At 46.2% G+C, this 20887-nt stretch carries 15 protein-coding genes; 7 read left to right on the forward strand and 8 right to left on the reverse strand.

Features of this window, described 5'->3' with window-relative positions:
* Together NGM44_RS06345 and NGM44_RS06350 are read left to right on the forward strand one after the other, a co-directional pair.
* The gene (locus NGM44_RS06345) at window positions 1–2025 is read left to right on the forward strand and encodes a DUF262 domain-containing protein (protein WP_253222901.1); all 2025 of its coding nucleotides are present in this window, start codon (window positions 1–3) and stop codon (window positions 2023–2025) included.
* Between the two features lie 605 nt (window positions 2026–2630).
* Window positions 2631–5873 carry a YadA-like family protein gene (locus NGM44_RS06350; protein WP_253222902.1) on the forward strand — a complete coding sequence of 1081 codons (3243 nt, stop codon included), beginning with the start codon at window positions 2631–2633 and terminating at the stop codon, window positions 5871–5873.
* A 61-nt stretch (window positions 5874–5934) separates the two neighbouring features.
* On the opposite strand, the gene NGM44_RS06355 is transcribed toward NGM44_RS06350, so the two are convergent.
* Both NGM44_RS06355 and NGM44_RS06360 read right to left on the reverse strand, forming a co-directional pair.
* On the reverse strand, window positions 5935–6168 hold the full coding sequence (locus NGM44_RS06355; protein WP_253222903.1) for a YheV family putative metal-binding protein: 234 nt from the start codon (window positions 6166–6168) through the stop codon (window positions 5935–5937).
* 9 nt (window positions 6169–6177) lie between these two features.
* Window positions 6178–8295: a M3 family metallopeptidase gene (locus tag NGM44_RS06360; protein WP_253222904.1), complete on the reverse strand. Its 2118-nt coding sequence runs from the start codon at window positions 8293–8295 to the stop codon at window positions 6178–6180.
* A 104-nt stretch (window positions 8296–8399) separates the two neighbouring features.
* Between NGM44_RS06360 and NGM44_RS06365 the strand changes: the two genes are divergently transcribed.
* The 5 genes from NGM44_RS06365 (at window position 8400) to clpX (ending at window position 13464) form a co-directional block, all read left to right on the forward strand.
* Window positions 8400–9143, forward strand: a complete 744-nt coding sequence (locus NGM44_RS06365; RefSeq protein WP_253222905.1) for an endonuclease/exonuclease/phosphatase family protein — start codon at window positions 8400–8402, stop codon at window positions 9141–9143.
* Between the two features lie 27 nt (window positions 9144–9170).
* Entirely contained in the window at window positions 9171–9764 is a 594-nt protein-coding gene (gene rdgB / locus NGM44_RS06370; RefSeq protein WP_253222906.1) for an RdgB/HAM1 family non-canonical purine NTP pyrophosphatase, read from the forward strand.
* A 258-nt stretch (window positions 9765–10022) separates the two neighbouring features.
* On the forward strand, window positions 10023–11357 hold the full coding sequence (gene tig, locus NGM44_RS06375) for a trigger factor (RefSeq protein ID WP_253222907.1): 1335 nt from the start codon (window positions 10023–10025) through the stop codon (window positions 11355–11357).
* 121 nt (window positions 11358–11478) lie between these two features.
* Entirely contained in the window at window positions 11479–12132 is a 654-nt protein-coding gene (gene clpP / locus NGM44_RS06380; RefSeq protein ID WP_305884145.1) for an ATP-dependent Clp endopeptidase proteolytic subunit ClpP, read from the forward strand.
* A gap of 12 nt (window positions 12133–12144) precedes the next feature.
* A complete protein-coding gene (clpX, locus tag NGM44_RS06385) occupies window positions 12145–13464 on the forward strand; it encodes an ATP-dependent protease ATP-binding subunit ClpX (protein ID WP_253222908.1) in 1320 nt (439 codons plus the stop codon).
* A gap of 57 nt (window positions 13465–13521) precedes the next feature.
* Here the strand turns inward: clpX and NGM44_RS06390 are convergent, their stop codons facing one another.
* The 6 genes from NGM44_RS06390 to NGM44_RS06415 all read right to left on the reverse strand — a co-directional run bounded on the left by NGM44_RS06390 (window position 13522) and on the right by NGM44_RS06415 (window position 20829).
* A complete protein-coding gene (locus NGM44_RS06390) occupies window positions 13522–14070 on the reverse strand; it encodes an acyl-CoA thioesterase (RefSeq protein WP_253222909.1) in 549 nt (182 codons plus the stop codon).
* Between the two features lie 170 nt (window positions 14071–14240).
* Entirely contained in the window at window positions 14241–14735 is a 495-nt protein-coding gene (locus NGM44_RS06395) for a hypothetical protein (RefSeq protein WP_253222910.1), read from the reverse strand.
* A gap of 211 nt (window positions 14736–14946) precedes the next feature.
* Window positions 14947–16233, reverse strand: coding sequence for a DUF805 domain-containing protein (locus NGM44_RS06400; protein ID WP_253222911.1), 1287 nt, complete (start codon window positions 16231–16233; stop codon window positions 14947–14949).
* A gap of 71 nt (window positions 16234–16304) precedes the next feature.
* Window positions 16305–17405, reverse strand: coding sequence for a DnaJ domain-containing protein (locus tag NGM44_RS06405; RefSeq protein WP_253222912.1), 1101 nt, complete (start codon window positions 17403–17405; stop codon window positions 16305–16307).
* Window positions 17406–17508: 103 nt separating this feature from the next.
* Window positions 17509–18390 carry a bifunctional DNA-formamidopyrimidine glycosylase/DNA-(apurinic or apyrimidinic site) lyase gene (gene mutM / locus NGM44_RS06410; protein WP_253222913.1) on the reverse strand — a complete coding sequence of 294 codons (882 nt, stop codon included), beginning with the start codon at window positions 18388–18390 and terminating at the stop codon, window positions 17509–17511.
* Between the two features lie 72 nt (window positions 18391–18462).
* Window positions 18463–20829: a bifunctional (p)ppGpp synthetase/guanosine-3',5'-bis(diphosphate) 3'-pyrophosphohydrolase gene (locus tag NGM44_RS06415; protein WP_253222914.1), complete on the reverse strand. Its 2367-nt coding sequence runs from the start codon at window positions 20827–20829 to the stop codon at window positions 18463–18465.
* Window positions 20830–20887 lie beyond the last annotated feature (58 nt).

Below are 20887 nucleotides of genomic sequence, written 5' to 3' on the forward strand. Positions count from 1 at the left end.
ATGAGTGAAGCAGTCAAATTATTAACCATCGAGCAGCTATTAAGCCAAGAAGATCACTATCTGATCCCCGTTTATCAGCGCAACTATGCATGGGGCGGTGTTGAGATTGGGCAATTGGTTCAGGATTTGTATAAAGCGTTTGAGCAGGATAAGGACAAGGCTTATTATCTCGGTACTTTAGTGGTGCATCACCGAGCTGATGGCAGGTATGAAGTCATTGATGGTCAGCAGCGATTGACGACTTTGCATATTTTAAACAAATGTTTATCAAAGTTTGATGGCGGTCTTACATTGAGTGAAATTCAATGGGATGCAGAACAAACCAACCTTGACTTTGAATCTCGTCCAGAGTCCAAAGCACAAATTGATAATCCAGCGGTGGCGATAAAAGCCGATAGCGGTATCGCTGATGGCTTTGTAGCAATGTGGCAGGCATTGATCAATCTTAAAAATTTAGAAGATGCAAATTTGAAAGATCGCGAATTAATTGATCAATTTAAAGAATTTATCAATAAGCAAGTAAAAATCTGTCGTACCATCGTACCCAAAGATACGGATCTGAACCATTATTTTGAAATCATGAACACGCGCGGCGAACAGCTTGAAAAGCATGAAATCATCAAGGCGCAGTTGATGGGTAAATTAGACCCAAAAGACCAAAAAGCGTTTGCGATGATTTGGGATGCCTGCTCGGATATGAGCCGCTTTGCGGTATCGGGCTTGCCGACAGTCATACGAGCAGAATTTTTTGTGGATCAATTACCCTGTCGCCTAGAGCAGGATTTTGACTTGGGCAAGTTTAAGAATTTGTTGATTGACAAAAAAGCAGAAGGATTAAAGGATAAAGAGCTTGAAGAAAGAAAAGCTGAAACCAAGCAAGATCTTGAAGCAGGCAATTTAGTGGGCAAGTCGATCATTAAGATCATCGATGACCCAATCAAAAACCCCAAAGATGTGGATAATACCGATGATGGCCAATACCAATCGGTGATTGATTTTCCAAACTTTTTATTGCATGTGCTAAAAGTGCGAGAAACTGACGAAGAAAAAAAAGAAAAAATCAGCTTGGATGATAAGTCTTTGCTGACAGCATTTGAATCTTTGAAGGATGCAGATGCGGTTAAGCGATTTGCGATGGATTTGTTAAAATGCCGTTTGTTGTTTGATTATTATGTGATCAAGCAGGACAACCGCAAGGCAAATGATGGCACGGATGTCAAGTGGGCGATCTTACAGCCCAAGCTAAGTAATAATAGTATCTATGCCAAAAATACTTTTCAAACCGACAAGGAGGAGTCTGAATCTAATGAGCATCTGGTGATGGTGCAGGCGATGTTTCATGTGTCGCACTCAAGTCGTATTTATAAAACTTGGCTACAAGATGTTTTGGCGTATTTGTGGAAGAATCGTACTCAGACTAAAGATAAAGATTTTGATAAGAAGTTTCTCGATGAACTGCATCGTTTGGCACATGACGACTATTACCAAAAACAGCGGGACAAGCTAAACTATCCTAATGTGTCTTATTTTATGCTTAATTATGTTGATTATCGTTTGTGGTATGAGTGGAAACAGGAATGGAAACAGGCTGGGCAGGATGAAAACGAAAGAGTTAAATTTTTTGAAAAATACGCACCAAATCAAAACTCCAGTGCCGAAGAGCTAAAAAAGGCTTTTGATAAATTTGTCTTTATGCATCGTTCATCGATTGAGCATTGCTATCCACGCAATCCAGAAGATCAATCCAATCGAAAAACAGGTGATGATTTAATAGCGCTGAATCAATTGGGCAATCTGTGTTTGGTGAGCCATAGTGAAAACTCGCGGCTATCCAATCTGCTACCTGAAGCCAAACGAGAAAAGGTCATCGCACGGCTCAATAGTGGGCGTAGCACCCAAAGTCTAAGTCAGCTGATCATGCTGATGCATGAAAAATGGGATATAAGTGCGATTGATAGTTATACAGACAAATTAGAAAAACTTGATCAAAAAATCAAATTGAACCCATTGCTCAATAATAAATAACCGCCATTGTGCGGTTATTTTTTATGCACTCTCCTGTATGCGACACAAAATGTCGCACTATGTTGTTATACTGCCCTCAGTGCCTAGTAAAAAAGTGATTGTCTCACCAATAGCAAGTCTGCGCTTAATATGATCAGCATGTGCGATCTTGATGAAAAAACTTCATCTGTTGCAGCTGATTGGGTTTGTGATGTGAGCCAAAGGTAGCGATACGCTATTAAGCGTGGTTGTTATTTATAAGATTTACCTATAAATTACAGCGCATTTCAGGCATGAGATATTAATAAACTGATGCTCTGATTATACAGATATTCCGACATATTTATCAGAAAAAACATAGAATTAACCAAAGTATGATGGCTAAAACTTTAGACAAGGGCTGATTTATAAGTTATTTTTCTGATAATAGTGAAAATATCTGAAATAGTGACAGGTGGTGCCGATGGGTGTTTTTTTTATTCCAAAATTGCATAAAAATTATAATGATTTTTTAAGAAATTGGCTTTTACTTTAGACCAAATTATGGTTTAATTTAGTAAATTTAGAAACAATTAGCAGTAATTGGCAACAATTTTTATACATATCAGCTTCAATAGGATTTTGTGATGAATAAAGTATTTAAAGTGGTGTTCAATCGAACGACTCAACAATGGACAGTGACATCTGAGCTGGCTCGTGGTGCGGTCAAATCATCAAGCAGTGAAGTCAAAAAACCATCTTTAATAAAGGCGGTGAGTACGGCTACACTGGCGATGGTGGTGGCGTCTGCATCGGTGACTGCGGTGGCTTTTGATGATCTTGAGCTTGATTTTGAAATGACGGATGAGCAGTATCATAAAAATGTCGCCGCTCAGACAACGCCTACTGCGCCAAACACGACGCCTTCGCACACCGTTGAGATCGATGGTACTGTGCTGCCGCCAGCAACCAGTCCGACGCCTGTGCATGAAGTTGTGATCGATGGTGAGGTCTTGGCACCTGCACCAAAAACCGAACCGATGCCAAGCACACCTGTGACACCACCGACTTCTGGGCATAATGTGACGATCGATGCTGATCCAAATGAAGTGACAAATCCGACGCCAAACACGATGCTTGCGACGGTGGCTTATGTCGATGCACAAAATCAAGCGCAGGATGCAGCGATCGCAACCAAGGCTGATCAAGTTACGCTGGATGCGCTGAATGAAAAAGTCAGTCAAATGGATAAGGGCAAAGCAACCAAGCAATCGGTAGGTGCTGCGACAAAAAGTATCAGTGAAATTAAGACCCAATTAACCACCTTGTCTGAACAAGTGGATGCCAAAGCAGATGCCACAACTGTCACCACATTGGCAGAAAAAGTAGATACCAAAGCAAGCAAAGATGAAGTATCAGCAGCACTAACTCAAGCGGCTTCACATGCAGAAGGTTATGCGGATCGTAAAGATGCTGTTATCAAAACACTTGCAGATGCCGCTCAAACTACTGCTAATAAAGCACAACAAACTGCTGATGCAAACACTCAAGCAATTGCAACCAAAGCAGATGCTACCACTGTCACCACATTGGCAGAAAAAGTAGACACCAAAGCAAGCAAAGATGAAGTATCAGCAGCACTAACTCAAGCGGCTTCACATGCAGAAGGTTATGCGGATCGTAAAGATGCTGTTATCAAAACACTTGCAGATGCCGCTCAAACTACTGCTAATAAAGCACAACAAACTGCTGATGCAAACACTCAAGCAATTGCCACTAAAGCAGATGTTACCACCGTCACTGCTTTGTCTGACAAGGTAAACACTAAGGCAGACACTGAAACTGTTAATGCTTTATCTACAAAAGTAGACACCAAAGCAAGCAAAGATGAAGTATCAGCAGCACTGACTCAAGTGGCTTCACATGCAGAAGGTTATGCGGATCGTCAAGATGCCGTTATCAAAGCACTGGCAGATGCCGCTCAAACTACTGCTAATAAAGCACAACAAACTGCTGATGCAAACACTCGAGCAATTGCCACTAAAGCAGATGTTACCACCGTCACTGCTTTGTCTGACAAGGTAAACACCAAAGCAGACACTGAAACTGTTAATGCTTTATCTACAAAAGTAGACACCAAAGCTGACATCAGCTATGTCGATGCTCAAAACCAAGCGCAAGATGCTGTCATTGCCACCAAAGCAGATGCCACAACTGTGACCACATTGGCTGACAAAGTAGAATCTAATACTCAAGCAATTGCCACCAAAGCAGATGCCACAACTGTCACTGCTTTATCTACAAAAGTAGATACCAAAGCCGATCAATCAGCTTTGAATGAACTTAGCCAAACTGTTGCTACCAAAGCAGATGCTACAACTGTCACTGCTTTGACAGAAACTGTGAACACTAAAGCTGACATCAGCTATGTCGATGCTCAAAACCAAGCGCAAGATGCTGTCATTGCTACCAAAGCAGATGCTATAACTGTTAATGCTTTATCTACAAAAGTAGACAGCAAAGCAAGCAAAGATGAAGTATCAGCGGCACTAACTCAAGTGGCTTCACACGCAGAAGGTTATGCGGATCGTGTTGTTCGTGATATGAAAGTGGATATTGACAAGGCTCAATCGGCTGCTGAAACTGCAGCAACAGCCGCCAAAGCTTCACAAGATGCGGCAGCTACTTCTGCGAACACTGCCAACACTTCAGCTGCCAATGCTGCTCAATCAGCGACAACTGCTGCAGAACAAGCCAAAACTGCAACTGCAGCCCAGGCTGCAGCTACCCAGTCTGCAAGCGATGCTCAAAACTCAGCCACTGCCGCACAGCAAGCACAAACTGCTGCCACTGTATCTGCGACAAAAGCAGCTGATTCAGCCCAAACTGCCCAAGTCGCTCAAGTTAAAGCAGTCGAACAAGCGGCCGCTGCTGAAAAATCAGCAACCGCTGCAACCGGCGCGCAAATCGCCGCCGCAACTTCAGCTGATAAAGCCCAGATCGCTCAATCGGCTGCTGAAACTGCAGCAACAGCCGCCAAAGCTTCACAAGATGCGGCAGCTACTTCTGCGAACACTGCCAACACTTCAGCTGCCAATGCTGCTCAATCAGCGACAACTGCTGCAGAACAAGCCAAAACTGCAACTGCAGCCCAGGCTGCAGCTACCCAGTCTGCAAGCGATGCTCAAAACTCAGCCACTGCCGCACAGCAAGCACAAACTGCTGCCACTGAGCAAGCTGCCGCTGCCAAAGCGTCACAACAAGACGCATCTGCATCGGCCGCCATTGCCACCGAACAGGCAAGCATCGCCCAAACTGCCGCAACCGTTGCCACCGACTCAGCGCAGCAAGCCAAAATCTTGGTGGCAGACGCCCAACAACTGACCAGCGAAGTACGCACCACCGCAGCCAATGCAGAGCAGCTGGCCAATCAGGCGAATACCACCGCAGCCAGCGCTTTGGCCATCGCTGAAAATAAAGCCGATGCCGGTGTGGTGGCAGCTCTGGGTCAGCAGGTGGCTGCACACGGCACAGCGATCGAGACACTAAATACCCAAACGCTGCAACACACTCAAGCCATCAGCCGCTTGGATACCCAAGTCGGTGCGCTTGACAACAAAGTCACCGCACTGTCTGGCAGAATGGATGTGCTAGAAAAAGACTTTGAAAGCGGCATGGCGGCGAACGCAGCATTGAGCGGTCTGTTCCAACCTTATGGCATCGGCAGATTTAACGCAACTGCAGCGATCGGCGGCTATCAGTCACAGCAGGCCGTCGCCGTCGGCGCAGGCTACCGCTTTAATCAAAACTTTGCTACCAAAATGGGTGTTGCCACCAGCACCAATGGTGGCGGTACAGCCTATAATGTCGGCGTTAATTTTGAATGGTAATTCGCCATCATCAAAAAAACCGAGCCATCATCAGCTCGGTTTTTTTATTTATAAATACTTATTATTTAAACTTCACCACACCCACGCCATCGGCTTTGGCATTTTGTTCTTGGATGATGGTGGTCTCATCAGGGGTGGGGCGGCGTTCGCTATGACCACAGTCGATGCACTCGATGTATTCATCAAACTGTGGGGTGAATACCTGAATCTGCACGACGACATCGACTTTTTTGCACGATGGGCAAGCGACGCCAGCCAAGAACTGGCGTTTTGGGCGATTGGATTGATAACGCATCACGACACCCTATGCCAAGCCACGATGACGAAGCAGTGCTTCATTGGTGGCCTTGCGACCGCGGAAAGCTTGATAATTGTCTTTGGCATCTCGTGAGCTGCCACGCGCCAAAATCTCGGCACGGAAGGTGCGACCAGTAGCAGAATTGAACACACCATCTTCTTCAAATTTACCAAACGCATCCGCCGATAGCACTTCAGCCCAGATATACGAATAATAGCCACAGGCATAACCACCTGCAAAAATATGACTAAAACCATTACCAAATCGCTGATAGGCAGGCGGCATCACCACGGCAATCTCTTGGCGGACGGCATCGGCGACAGATAGGATGTCTGCATAGCTGACATGGCCAAAGTTTGCCATCGACTGAGTGTGCAGACGCAAATCATACAGCCCAAACTCCATTTGGCGTAGGGTCTGTAGCCCTGTTTGGAAATTTTTGGTGCGAATCAGCGCATCTTTTTTGTCGCTTGGCAGTGGCTCACCAGTGTCGATATGACGGCTGATTTTTTGTAAGCCTTCATCAGTGATGGCAAAATTTTCCATAAACTGACTGGGTAGCTCGACCGCATCCCACTCCACGCCACTGATACCTGCCACATCCGCCACGCCGACTTCGGTCAATAGATGGTGCAAGGCATGGCCAAACTCATGGAATAAGGTATTGGCTTCGTCAAAAGATAGCAAGCTTGGCTTGTCATTCACCGGCGGGGCAAAATTCCCCACGATAAAGCCCACAGGCAAGGTGATGCTATCGCCTTGCTCGTTGCGTTTTTGGAAATCATCAAGCCATGCGCCACCTTGCTTACCACTGCGAGCGAACAGATCCAAATATAGCCCGCCCAATAGCTCACCGCTATTTTCATCGCTTAATTGACAAAATAACACATCATCATGCCAAGCGGTATATGCCTGCTTATCCGCAACACTAATCACAACGCCAAATAAAGTGCGGCAAATATCAAACAGGCCATCTAGCACCACAGGCAAAGGGAAATAAGGACGCAGCTCATCAGAGGTTAGGCTGAATTTGGCTTGGCGGATTTTTTCGCTGACATAGGCGACATCCCACGGCTTAAGCTCATCAATGCCTAACGATTTGGCAAAATCCTGCAATTCGGCATATTCTGCCAATGCTTTTGGCTTGGCTTTGTTTGATAAATCTAACAAAAACGCTTCGATTTCTTGGCTGTTTTCTGCCATCTTGGTGGCGAGCGAATATTCACTATAATCTGCCATGCCAAGCAATTTGGCTTTTTGGGTACGCAGATTGATGATGTCGGTCATGAGTGGGGAATTATCAAAGTCTTTGGTATCAGGGCTTTGGTCGGATGCACGAGTATTGTAGGCGTGATAAATCTCTTCACGCAGTGCACGGCTATCAGCAAAGCTAATCACCGCCAAATACATCGGAATATCAAGTGTCGCTACATAATCACTTGGTAAATTAACATCAGGATGGCTAGCACGATAAGCATCACCAGCGGCCTTGAGTAGTGCCAAGCCATTGTCGCTAATGCCTGATAGCTCATCAGCAGTCAGTGGGCGAGCATAGTGGCGAGTGGCATCCATCAGATTATCCGAAAATTTGGCGGATAGTAGGCTAAGCTTACTTTGAATGTCGGCAAATTCGGCTTTTTTGGCGTCATCAAGCGCCACGCCTGATAGCACAAAGCTTTGTAGGGCTTTTTTGATGGCTTGGCGTTGGGCGTCACTTTGGTGCTCATTTGGCAATTGTTCAAAGCCGTCATGCACGGTCTGATACAGCTGATACAGCGCTTTTGATTGACCCACACGAGTGCCAAAGGCAGACAGCTTGGGCAGTACTTCATGATGTGCATGGCGGATGTCGTCAGTGCTTGCCACGCTATTTAGGTGTGATAATACGCCAAACGCACGCTCAATGGTACGGCTAAGTGTATTAAAAGTTTCAATTTGTGCAAAAGCATCGCCCACGCTCACATCGCCATCCATCGCTTCGATGGCATCAAGCTTGTCGGTGGCGGTTTGTAGTGCTTGTTCGGTCAGGGTTTGTAAGGTGCTTGGTGTGGCTTTATCAAAATCCACCAATGCCAAGCGAGCATCCAGTGGGCTTGTGGTCAAATCAATCGTAGTCATCGTCATTGTATCCCAATTATCAAAAAAAGCTGGTTCTATTATGCGTCCAAATGCATATTTTACAAGACAAATTCATGCTACAATAGCCTTTTATTGCGATAAATTCACTCATGACACCCATCACGATTACCAGTTTTAATATCCATAAAGGTATGTCGCCGACCAATCGTGCCGTGCGATTGTCCGGCATGAAAGATGCTTTGGCACGCCTAAACCCTGACATCATCTGCCTACAAGAAGTCCAAGGGCAAAATCTAAAACGAGCCATCGCCTTTAATGAATTTCCATCACAGCCGCAGCATGAGTGGTTTGGCGAGTTTTTGGGTTATGCAGATAGCTATGGCAAAAATGCTGAATACGAGCATGGTCATCATGGCAATGCCGTGCTGTCACGCCATCCACTTGACCCCAAGCACAATGTCAATATCACAGTCAATCGCCTAGAAAAACGGGGCATTTTACACTGTGAAGTGATGCCTGATGGCTGGCAGACGCCTGTGATTGTGCTGTGCTGTCATTTAAATTTACTACACAAAGACAGGCTAAAACAATACCAAGCCATCCGTGAGTATATCGCCACTTTGGATAAGCAATCGCCGCTGATTTTGGCGGGGGATTTTAATGATTGGTCAAAAAAATCTTGCCAAGCGCTGTCAGGTCTTGGGCTAGATGAAGTATTTGATGTCTGTCATGGGGCGTATCCGGCGACTTATCCTGCCAAGATGCCAATGCTAAGCCTTGACCGTATCTATGTGCGTGGGCTACAGGTGCATAATGCGATGGTGCATGGCGGTGTGCCGTGGTCAAATTTATCCGATCATTTGCCGATTAGTGCAGTGGTGTCGCCACTGTAATGAGTAATTATTTATAAGGAAAAGTTTATGAAACAATGGGTCTTAGCCAGCAATAACAAAGGCAAGCTTGCCGAATTTCAAGCATTATTTGACCAAGCGAATTTGGGCGTACAAATCATCAGTCAAGGCAGTCTGGGCATCAATGATGCCATCGAAGATGGGCTTAGCTTTGTAGAAAATGCCATTATCAAAGCCCGTCATGCATCGGCTGCCAGTGGTTTGCCTGCGATTGCTGATGATAGCGGTCTGTGTGTGCCTGTGCTTGGCAATGCACCGGGGATTTATTCGGCACGCTATGCAGGCACGCATGGCGACGATCAGGCGAATAATGAGAAGCTGTTGGCAGATTTACGCCCTTATCGGGGGGATGCGCCGATTGCGGGGTTTTTTGTCTGCGTGCTTGCGATGGTGCGACATGCCGATGATCCGCTACCGCTGATTGCGATTGGCAAATGGCAGGGCGAGATTTTGGATGCACCCCGTGGCGAGCATGGCTTTGGCTATGATCCGCTGTTTTGGGTGAGTGAGCTTGGCAAGTCATCGGCTGAGCTTGAAAAGTCTGCCAAAAATGCCATCAGCCACCGTGGGCAAGCGATGGCACAGCTGTTGGCACAGCTTTAAGCGGTGCAATGTAGCCGAACATCAGCATTAGTCGATAGCGTCAATTTGCACCATTTTGCCACAATTTAATACGAAACTTTTGGCGTTTTGGTTGTAATTTTTGCAATGATTGGCTATACTGTGTTACTTTTAGTATTTTTATGTGCTTATTGTTAATTACCATTAAAAAATGGATTTAGTTAGCATTGGCACAGCCAGATTTTTGGTCAGTTTTTGACCGACCTGTTTCGTTTTTTTATTTTAATTTTAAGGTGAGTTATGAGCGATCTACAAGTATCTGTGAATGTCATCTCTGACAAAGAAACACAGCTAACCGTAAAAGTGCCAGTTGGCAATATCCAAAACAAAGTTGAAAGCCGTATCCGTAGCGTCGCTAAGACTGCGAAGATCGACGGTTTCCGCAAAGGTAAAGTGCCTGTATCACACATCCGTGCCCAATACGGCGCAGGTATCCAACAAGAAGTGATCAACGATGTCATCCGTGACACCGTATTTGAAGCACTAGCAGCCGAAAAAGTACGCGTGGTTGGCGTGCCAAACATCGATGATGTCAAGCTAGAAAATGATTTCTTGGTATATCAAGCGACAGTTGAGACTTTCCCAGAAGTGGAAGTTAAAGGTCTTGGCGAGATCGAAGTTGAGCGTCAAGTAGCGAGCGTGTCTGACGAAGATGTCGATGTGATGATCGAAAGCCTACAAAAACAACGCCAAACTTTTGAAACCAAAGATGGTGCAATCGAAGATGGCGACCAAGCAACATTTGACTTCTCAGGCTCAATCGATGGCGAAAAATTCGAAGGCGGCAGCGCTGAGAACTATAACCTAGTCATCGGCTCAGGTCGTATGATTCCAGGTTTTGAAGATGGCATGAAAGGCATGAAAGCTGGTGAAGAAAAAACCATCACCGTTACTTTCCCTGCTGACTATCAAGCAGAACACCTAGCGGGCAAAGAAGCTCAGTTTGTGATCACTGTCAAAGAAGTCAAAGCAGCAACCTTGCCTGAACTAAACGACGAATTTTTTGCACTATTTGGTGTGACCGAAGGCGGTCTTGACAAGCTAAAAGCCGATGTTCGTAAGAACATGGAGCGTGAAGTTAAGCACGCAGCACGTAACCAAGTTAAGCAAGCGGCATTTGATGCACTGCTAGAAAAGAACGAATTTGATGTGCCAAAAGCGATGCTAGATCAAGAGATCGACCGTCAGCGTCAAATGATGCTAAACCGTTTTGCACAGCAGTTCGGTGCAAACCCAGCGACTTTTGATGCAAATATGCTACCAAATGAGCTATTTGAAGACCAAGCACTTCGTTCAGTGCGTCTAGGCGTATTGGTTAGCCAAATCATTGAAGCACAAAAGCTAGAAGTGGATCAAGAGCGTGTCTCTGCGTTCATCGCTGAGGCTGCTGAAAACTACGAAGACCCACAAGAAGTCATCGACTACTACACCAACGACAAGCAACAACGCGCTCAAGTTGAGTCTGTGGTGCTAGAAGATCAAGTGGTGGATTATCTACTGGGTCAAGCCAAAGTGACTGACAAAGAAGTCAAGTACCAAGAGCTATTGGCGGCAGCACAACAACAAGCCATCTAATTGCCCAGTACTTAGACGGCTAAAAGTTGAATTTAGCAAATTGACAAATGCCCCAAAGCGTATGCATTGGGGTTTTTGTTCTCAAGTACGGCAATCAACCCAATTCACTGTTGGAAAAATTATGAATATCAAGCAAAATCCTTTTTATGATCAGTTGGCGGATGCCTATCATGCACCACAAAATACGCTCGTGCCGATGGTCATCGAGCAGTCAGGCCGTGGCGAGCGTTCATTTGACATTTTCTCTCGTCTATTGCGTGAGCGTGTGATTTTTTTGACTGGTCAAGTCGAAGACAATATGGCGAACTTAATCGTCGCTCAGCTGCTATTCCTAGAAGCGGACAATCCTGAAAAAGACATTCATCTATACATCAACTCTCCAGGGGGTGTGGTGACGGCAGGCATGGCGATTTATGATACGATGAACTTCATCAAGCCAGACGTCTCAACCATCTGCCTAGGTCAAGCTGCATCCATGGGTTCGTTCCTATTGTCAGCTGGCGAAAAGGGCAAGCGCTATGCACTGGCGAACTCTCGTGTGATGATCCATCAGCCGCTGGGCGGATTCCGTGGTCAGGCATCAGACATTGAGATTCATGCTCGTGAGATCATTGAGCTAAAAGCCAAGCTGAACCGTTTATTGGCGGAGCATACAGGTCAATCAGTTGAGACGCTTGAGCGTGATACCGATCGTGATAACTTTATGAGTGCTGAACAGGCTAAGGAATACGGCTTGGTTGATGTCGTGCTACAAAAACGCCCAAAAGGTCTGTAAGAAGAGATCGCTATGACAAAGACACAAGTACCTAGCTGCTCGTTTTGTGGCAAGAAAAAAACCGAAGTCGAAAAGCTGATCGCAGGCACTGATGCCAACATTTGTAATGAATGCGTGGAGATGTGTGGCGATTTGCTCAGCGACATTATCAAAAAAGACGGCGATAAAAAATCTGCCAAAAAACCAGTCAAATCTGCCAAAAAAGCTGATGATGATAAGGCGGATAAAGCAGAAGATAAAGCGGCGCTAGAAGCATGGCTCAATCGCCCATTGCCTAAGCCAAAAGAGCTGCGCGCGCATTTGGATGATTATGTCATCGGTCAAGATGCCGCCAAAAAAGCCCTATCGGTGGCGGTCTATAACCACTATAAGCGTCTAAAAGTCGCCCATGCTGACAGCGAGCGTGAAGCAGGCGTGGAGCTTGCCAAGAGTAATATTCTGCTGATCGGGCCGACAGGTTCGGGCAAGACCTTGCTTGCCCAGACGCTTGCCAAGATGCTTGATGTGCCGTTTGCGATGGCGGATGCGACGACTCTGACTGAAGCAGGCTATGTCGGTGAAGATGTCGAAAATATCGTCCAAAAACTGCTACAAGCAGCCGACTATGATGTCGAAAAAACCCAAAAAGGCATCATCTACATCGATGAGATTGATAAGATTTCGCGTAAAAGCGATAATCCATCGATCACGCGTGATGTCTCGGGTGAAGGCGTACAGCAAGCACTACTGAAGCTCATCGAAGGCACGGTGGCAAATATCCCACCGCAGGGCGGTCGTAAGCATCCACGCCAAGAGATGATTCAGGTGGATACCAGCAACATTTTGATGATTGTTGGTGGAGCGTTTGCAGGATTGGATAAAGTCATTCGTCAGCGTACCGAGAAGACAGGTATCGGCTTTAATGCCGATGTCAAGGCGGCGGATGAATCAAGCATCACTGAGCTGTTCCGTGAAGTGGAAGTTGAGGACTTGATTAAGTTTGGTCTGATTCCTGAGCTGATCGGTCGTCTGCCTGTGATTGCAAGTCTTGAAGAGCTGGACGAGGCGGCGTTGGTGCAGATTTTGACCGAACCAAAAAATGCACTGGTCAAGCAGTATCAGTACCTGTTTGATATGGAAGGGGTGAAATTAAGCTTTGAGCCTGATGCACTGACCGCCATCGCTAAGCGTGCCATGACTCGTAAAACTGGTGCCCGAGGTCTAAGATCGATCATCGAAAATGCCTTGATGGACACCATGTATGAGCTACCAAGCATGACCGATGTCAGCGAAGTCATCGTCACCCAAGATGTCATCGAGCAAGGTGCCAAGCCAACGATTAAGCACAAATAAGCACATCAGCTTGGTATGATTAAGCCCATCGATGGTGATATCGGTGGGCTTTGTTGGTTATTCGCCAGTCGGGAAGGGGCGTAGCTTATCGGCATCGATCCATGCCTGCACCCATGTATCAGGCGGTATGCTAAGCTCACCCATTCCAAGCGCATCCAAGACTTGCTTGGTATCAATGACTTTGCCTGTCATCAGATTGGTTACGCCAGTACGCAGCAGTGCATGAGAGGTCGGCACGCCTTTGGCATACATGGTCTGCTCGATATAAAACCAGCGTTCATCGATGGCGCAGATGCGTGTTTTGATGGTGATTTTATCAAATAGGCGGATGCGTTTGCGGTATTGGATGGTGCTACCTGCGACTACTAGCCCCCAACGGTTGGCGATGAGTTTTTTGCCAAGTCCTGTGCGGATGGCAAAGTCGTTGCGCCCAAGGTCAAACAGCGTCAAAATCCGCCCATTGTTCATTTCAAGAAAATTATCAATGTCGTTCACATTGCACACAAAGCTGACTTCGCCGGTATCGGTGACGCCAAGCGTATCGCCTTTTAGCGTGTGATAGATGCTTTTGCCAATGCCTGTGCCAAGACGGATAAAAGGATACATAAAGTGTTCCGATGCGCTTAAAAAAAGATTTGCCCATGATAGCAGATTTTGGCGGGCTAAAGCGGGCGAATGATGACTGGTGGGTCGCCCATCTTTACTAAGTTATGATAAAGTTATTATAAATCTATATATTTGCAAAAAGCTAAATTTGCCAAGTCTAATCGTATGGCTTAGCGGTCAAATGGTAGATTAGCCTGCGCCTTAACTTCATCCATCCAGCAGATCCATTGATAGACATCATAATCAGGCTTGCCTGTCACGACCGCAGTCCAGTCGGTGGCGGTGGTTGGATTGACAGATTTGGTTGCGCCATCTAGTCGCTTGCCTTTGGCATCATGCCAGCTGATTTCATCAAGCAAATAGCGGTCATTTGCACAATCCGTCAGCCAGTGCGTGCGGTCGATGGCATAGCTTGTACCAAAGTTGGTTTTTTGGAAATGTTCATGGCGTCGCTCAATCCATGCACTGGTATAAAACCCATTACGCATGGGATGGCGAGCGATACTGTCATAGTTGATTTTGATGTATTCGGCTGTATTGGGTTTGCCCAAAAATGTCTGATACCAAGTGTCATCATCGGCGTTGGTATCTGTGTTGGCATAAGCAGATGTGCCAAGTGCCACACTGAGCATCACGCCAAGCTTCAACCAAGACAGTGTTTTCATAAACTTCTCATCACTCTATACAGATAGATGAGTGTATTATACAAATCATCTTGGTGCAGTTCAATGCGTCTTGATGGCAGACCTTGGTTGATAAAGTAGATTGATAATAAATCCAAACCTATAAACAAGCTTCTTGTGCAAGCCAAAACATATAACGTGAGACAAAACTAAACGATAGGGTCAACAATAATTTCCGCATGGCTAAGAAAATCTACCTTGTTGAACGACTTGGCAAAATACAAAGTGCAAGAATCAGTATTAGATTAATGAAAGGCAACAGGGAGATTAATCCAAGCCAGGGTGAATATTGAGTATCAGATAACCGCTTCATTGAAACAAATAAGAGTAGCAAAAAGCTGAGTGGAAATAAACCTGTTATCAATCGTTGATTAATATCTGTTGGGGCAATTTGAAGCATCACCGCCCCTAAAAATACAGATATAAAAATAAAAACAATTGTCAATATGTATTGAGCTCTGCCAATAGCTGCCCATGACCAAAACGTGTTTTTGATTAACGGTAAATCCCTAGGGTTTATGCCGAAGCGATTTCTGCCTGGCGTACCTGGCGCAAAAAATAAAATCAAGCCAACAAATGGCAATAAGCACCACCACCCTTTATAATTGACATCATGTAGCCGTAAGACCATGGCATATATTTGGACCGCTGAAGCAATAATCAATATGCAGATACTGAAAAATATAGCTTCAGGCGAGCTAAATTGGTTTAACAGCCAGTATGTGGATGTTAGAGAGCCAAAAATAAACATTATTAGTGCATAGCTGCGACGAGTCATGCGCGAATTATTTATTTTATTGCTTGACATTGATGGATTTCCAGCAATAATCGGTTGCGGTTGCGGTTGCGGTTGCGGTTGCGGTTGCGGTTGCGGTTGCGGTTGCGGTTGCGGTTGCGGTTGCGGGGTTTGTATTTGATTTAAGTAATCAAATTGATGCTCAAGTTGATGCACGGCATCGATTGCCATCTGTGGAGTGATGGAAAAAATTTCCCTGGCATAAAGTGTCTGATTATGACGATTATATGATCGTTTGACTTGATATCTAATAAACTTTTGCTGCAATTGATGTTCAAATGCACCCATGTGCTGATGACTAAGGTAGGCTACCAGCTCCCAATCATCAAGATTTCCGTATGCCTGGGTGTTAAGGGTTTGTATGCGCCCGTTAGGATTGGTAGTTGAGCCGATTTTGACTAAATTTTCGGCTCTTGAATATGCGATATATACATAGCCTGCCTGCCTATTTCTTCTCAAATAGGTAAGATTTTGTGGACTGCAGACAACACAGTGTCCGTAGCGAGTGCGTAGCGTGTGCCCAAGTTGGCAAGGAGTAACACCATAAGCTACCAAAAGGTCGTGATCCTTCATGTATTGCTTATAAAATTTTGTTTGCATACCTGAAGCATCAAATACTTCATCTATTCCAATATTATGCTGAGATAGAAAATCGTATTGTTCTTTTGTTAATATAGCCATCATAGTTTTCCAATCATGTCTATCGCATTCGCTAATTGCCAAGGCGCTTTTTTTAAATCATTTTAAGTGTCTAGCTAATAATACTCTGCAAGCTCCAGCGCACGAGCATCAAGCTCGGGTACTTCGCACAAATAGCGGGCGACGGTTTGGTCGTTTTTGCTACTGTAATAGTCTTTGGCATATTGCTTACAGCGGGCTTCACGCTCGGCGTTGATGGCTCGTTGCTCGGCACGCAGAGTTTCTCGGGTGTCGTCAGATAGGTTGCTCCAGACATTGTTGATGTTTGCAACCGATGCTTCATAGAGTGCACGAGCTTCTGATGGGCTCAGGTAGTGCACAGGGTCATCACTGACATTGCTTTGGACGGGTGCTGGGGGCTGACTGCGGATGGTCTCGGCATAGACACGCAATTCTTCGGTGCGTGCATCCATGCGTGGCACTTCACAAGCAAAGCGAGCAGCTTCTTGGTCAATGGCGGCGGTGTATTGGCTAGCGGCTTGGGCTTTGCAGTCGGCTTCTCGTTTGGCATTGATGGCTCGTTGCTCGGCACGCAGGGCGTTTTGGGTGGATTTGGGTAGGCTGTTCCAAACGCTATTGATACGATTGACCGCAGCCAGATATTGGGCGTGCGCTTGGTTGCGTGCGGTCTGTTGCTCTTTAGTCACAGTGACCACAGGCTTTGGCGGGTCGATGGTGACGGGCGTGGTCGGCTCAAGTGGCTGCACTTCTTGTAGAGTGATGGTTTGGGGTTCGCTAATTACTTCTGTATTTTCTGCACTTTCTATAGTTTGCTTTTCCCCAATGGTCATAAATACAAAACCAAGAACAACCACCGCAACCAGTGTTAGGATTCCCCCAAGTAGCCAAACGAGAATGTTATTATTTTCTTGAGGCGCACGATAGCTGGGCTCAGACATCTGATACACTTGCACGGGCGGTGTATAGGGCGGTGCACTGGCAGGCTGTGACTGATTGACTCGTAGCCACGCATCATAATCGGCTCGCTTGGCGGGGTTGCTGAGCACATCATAGGCTTGATTGACCATGCCAAGCATATGCGCCTGTGCAGGGTCATGGCGATATTTATTAATTTGGGCGTGATGGGCGGCTTGGATGATGGTGATGTCTGCGCTTTGGGCGACACCTAGGATGTCATAATAGGTTTGTGTGCTCATGATATATTGGCAAGTATTTCAAAGGATTTATTACAGATATATTACAAAAATATCCGTATTTTGTAAATAAGTATCTTGCCAATCATCAAAAATTTAGACCAAATCACAAAGGCTGGCAGCCGGGGCAATACACACTGGCTCGTCCGCTGATTTTGGTGTTTTCAAGTAGGCTACCACAGTGATAACAGTGTTCACCATCACGCCCATAGACCAGTAGCGTCTGCTGAAAATAGCCCGTCTTGCCACTACCAACGGTAAAATCTTTTAGGCTTGAGCCGCCTTGAATGATGGCTTTGGCAAGGATGTGTTTGATATTGGCGATGAGTTTTTCAAGCTTGTCATCATCGATGTGGCACGCTGGTGTCAAAGGGTGAATGTGGGATAAAAACAAACTTTCAGCAGCATAAATATTACCCACGCCAACCACCACCGCCTGATCCATGATGACTGATTTGATGGGTTTGGCGATGGCTTTTTGGCGTAGATTGTCCGTGCGATGGATGATACGGCGTAGATAATCGACATCAAAGGCATCATCAAGTGGCTCAGGCCCTAGGTGTGCCAAGAACCGCTCGGTGGTGTCTGGTGTATCGATGTAGTCGTCATTGTGCGTCCACAATATCATCCCAAAGCGTCTGGGATCGTGATAATGCAGTGTTGTCACCATGCCATCATCATTGATAAAGTCGATGAGCAGATGATCGTGTTTGCGTGGCTCGATGTCGTGATGTTGCTGTAGGCTACCTGACATACCAAGGTGTACAAGCACGGTTTTGTGGCGATTATCCGCTTGATGATAAAAATCCAGCAATAGATATTTGGCACGGCGACGCACCGCCACCAGACGAAAACCAATGAGTGAATCTAAGTCCCTGGGGATGACATAACGCAAAGTCGGATAGCGAATGCTGACTTTGGATACGGTTTGGTTCAGTAGTGGCTCAAGGCTTGCCTTGGTGGTTTCGACTTCGGGTAATTCTGGCATGGTATCTGGCTGTATGGGCTAAAAAAGCCAATGCCGCTTGCTATCACGGCATTGGTCAATATTACTAAAGCGTTAGGCGGTCGCTCGACGCGCGTGTAGCACGCCTGGCTGTTGTTCGATTTTGTTGAGCAGGCGTGATAAGTGCGATATGCCTGCCACTTCCACATAAAACTTCATATGGCTCATCGCACCGTCATTGCTCACTGTTTCGGCTCGGCTGATATTAACCTTTTCGCGGTCAATGACGTGCACAAGATCTCTGAGCAGTCCTGATGTATTTTGTGCTTCGACATGAATCACCACAGGCTGATAGCGACCGAAGCTATCTTGCCAATGCGCATGAATGCCACGATCAGGTTCTTTTTCGATCAGTCTTAGGTACTCAGGACAGCCTTGATTGTGAATACTGACGCCATTTGATAAAGTCACAAAACCTGCAATCGGCTCGCCATGCACAGGATTGCAGCACTTGGCAAGGTGCATCTCGACATTATCAAAGCCATCAAGCTCAATCTTAAATTTATTGGTGCGAACGGGTGTCTTGATGTCGATGGTCGGCACATCTTGGGCAGGTTCTGCGATGTGCAGTTTTTGGGCGACCAAGTTGCTGATTTGGGTGACACTGATATCACCGATGACGAGTGCGACATACAGATCATCTTCGGATTTGACATTGAGCGTCTGAAAATAGTCGCTTAAGTTCACCTGATTGGCGGCGATGGATAGGCGATCAAATTCTTTGAGCAGTAGTCCCTTGCCTGTCTCGATATTCTTATCGCGATCTTGTTTGTTGAACCACTGACGCAGTTTGGACTTGGCACGGCTCGTGTGAATATAGCCCAAAGATGGCATCAGCCAATCACGATTCGGCTCACGGCTAGATTTGGTAATGATCTCAATCTGATCGCCTGTCTTTGGCTGATGGGTCAGCGGTACATAGCGACCATTGACACGAGCACCTTGGGCACGGTTGCCGACTTCGGTATGTACATAATAGGCAAAGTCTAGCACTGTTGAGCCTTTTGGTAGCTCGGTGATATCGCCATCACGGCTAAAGACATAAATCCGCTCGGCATTATCCACATCCAGATCGATCTCATCTTCGCCATCAGGGATGTCTTGACCTAGTAGCTGACGCAATGAGCTGATTTTTTGGGTGAGATAATCGTCTTTTTTGGCTTTTAGGCCTTCTTTATAATTGACGTGCGATGCCTTGCCAAGCTCTGCCTCAAAGTGCATATCAAAGGTACGAATCTGCACCTCAAGCGTGCGATTCTCAGCGATCACCGCTGTGTGCAGTGACTTATAGCCATTGGGCTTGGGGTTGGTGATATAGTCGTCAAACTGCTCAGGAATGTGCCGCCACAGACCATGCACGATACCCAGCGTATAGTAGCATTCGGCATTGGTATTGACCATCACTCGCAAGGCACGGATGTCATATAGCTGATCAAAAGACAGGTTCTTTGATTTCATCTTACGCCAAATGGAGTAGATGTGCTTGACACGCCCAGAGACTTCGCCTTGGATGCCAGCTCGTTCAAGCTCGGCACTGAGTTTGGCTTTGACTGACTCGATATAGGCTTCTCGTTCGCTACGCTTCTCGGCAAGTAGCGATGCGATTTTTTTGTATTCTTCGGGGGCAAGATAGCGAAATGCCAAATCTTCCAACTCCCACTTCAGCTGGGCAATCGATAGGCGATGTGCCAGTGGGGCATAGATGGTCATCACCTCACGAGCCACCCGTTTTTGGCGATCGGGCGGTGAGAATGACAGCTCACGCATCGCAAAGGTACGCTCAGCAAGTTTGATCAGCACCGCACGCACATCATTGGTGGTGCTGATGAGCATACTGTAGATATTGGATAATTGGTCTCTTTGATTGCTCTCAAAATAATCTTCAAGTCGCTTATTGCTCTCGATGCTCTCAGACAGTTTACCCATCGCAAGCGTATCCATCACCAAGTGCGCGATGTCTTCTCCGAAGTTTTTCTTAATAGTATCAATGCTCACAAGCTCACGGCGAGCGGTGCGATACAGCATGGCAGCAGCTAGGGCGTTTTCGTCTTGGAATAGATACGCCAAAATATCTGCCATGCCGATGCCTGTGATGTAGGCACCTGAGCGGGTGACATGGGGTTTGTTGACTTGGATTTGGACAAATTGGCAGGCTTTACGCAAAATGGGCAAATCATCCTTGCCGATACGAGCAGCCACTTTGGCAATCCACGCTTCGATGTCGATGTCTGAGACATTCAAATCGCTTGGATTGATGGTGCTGTTGGTATGGTCAAGGGCGCTGACCAGCTTGTGATTGGCAAGCTGTGCCTTAAAATCAGGATGCAGCTGTTTGGCGACCAAACTTGCCGCCAGTGTCGCACTATCCATGCTGCTACTGTTGCCGCCCAATAAGGGTAGGCTGTCACGAATCTGTACCACGGTTGTATCCTTGTCCAAACCAGTTTTATTTTATATAGTATATCCCATGTATTATGGC

The sequence above is a fragment of the Moraxella sp. FZFQ2102 genome (assembly GCF_024137865.1).
Lineage (GTDB): Bacteria > Pseudomonadota > Gammaproteobacteria > Pseudomonadales > Moraxellaceae > Moraxella.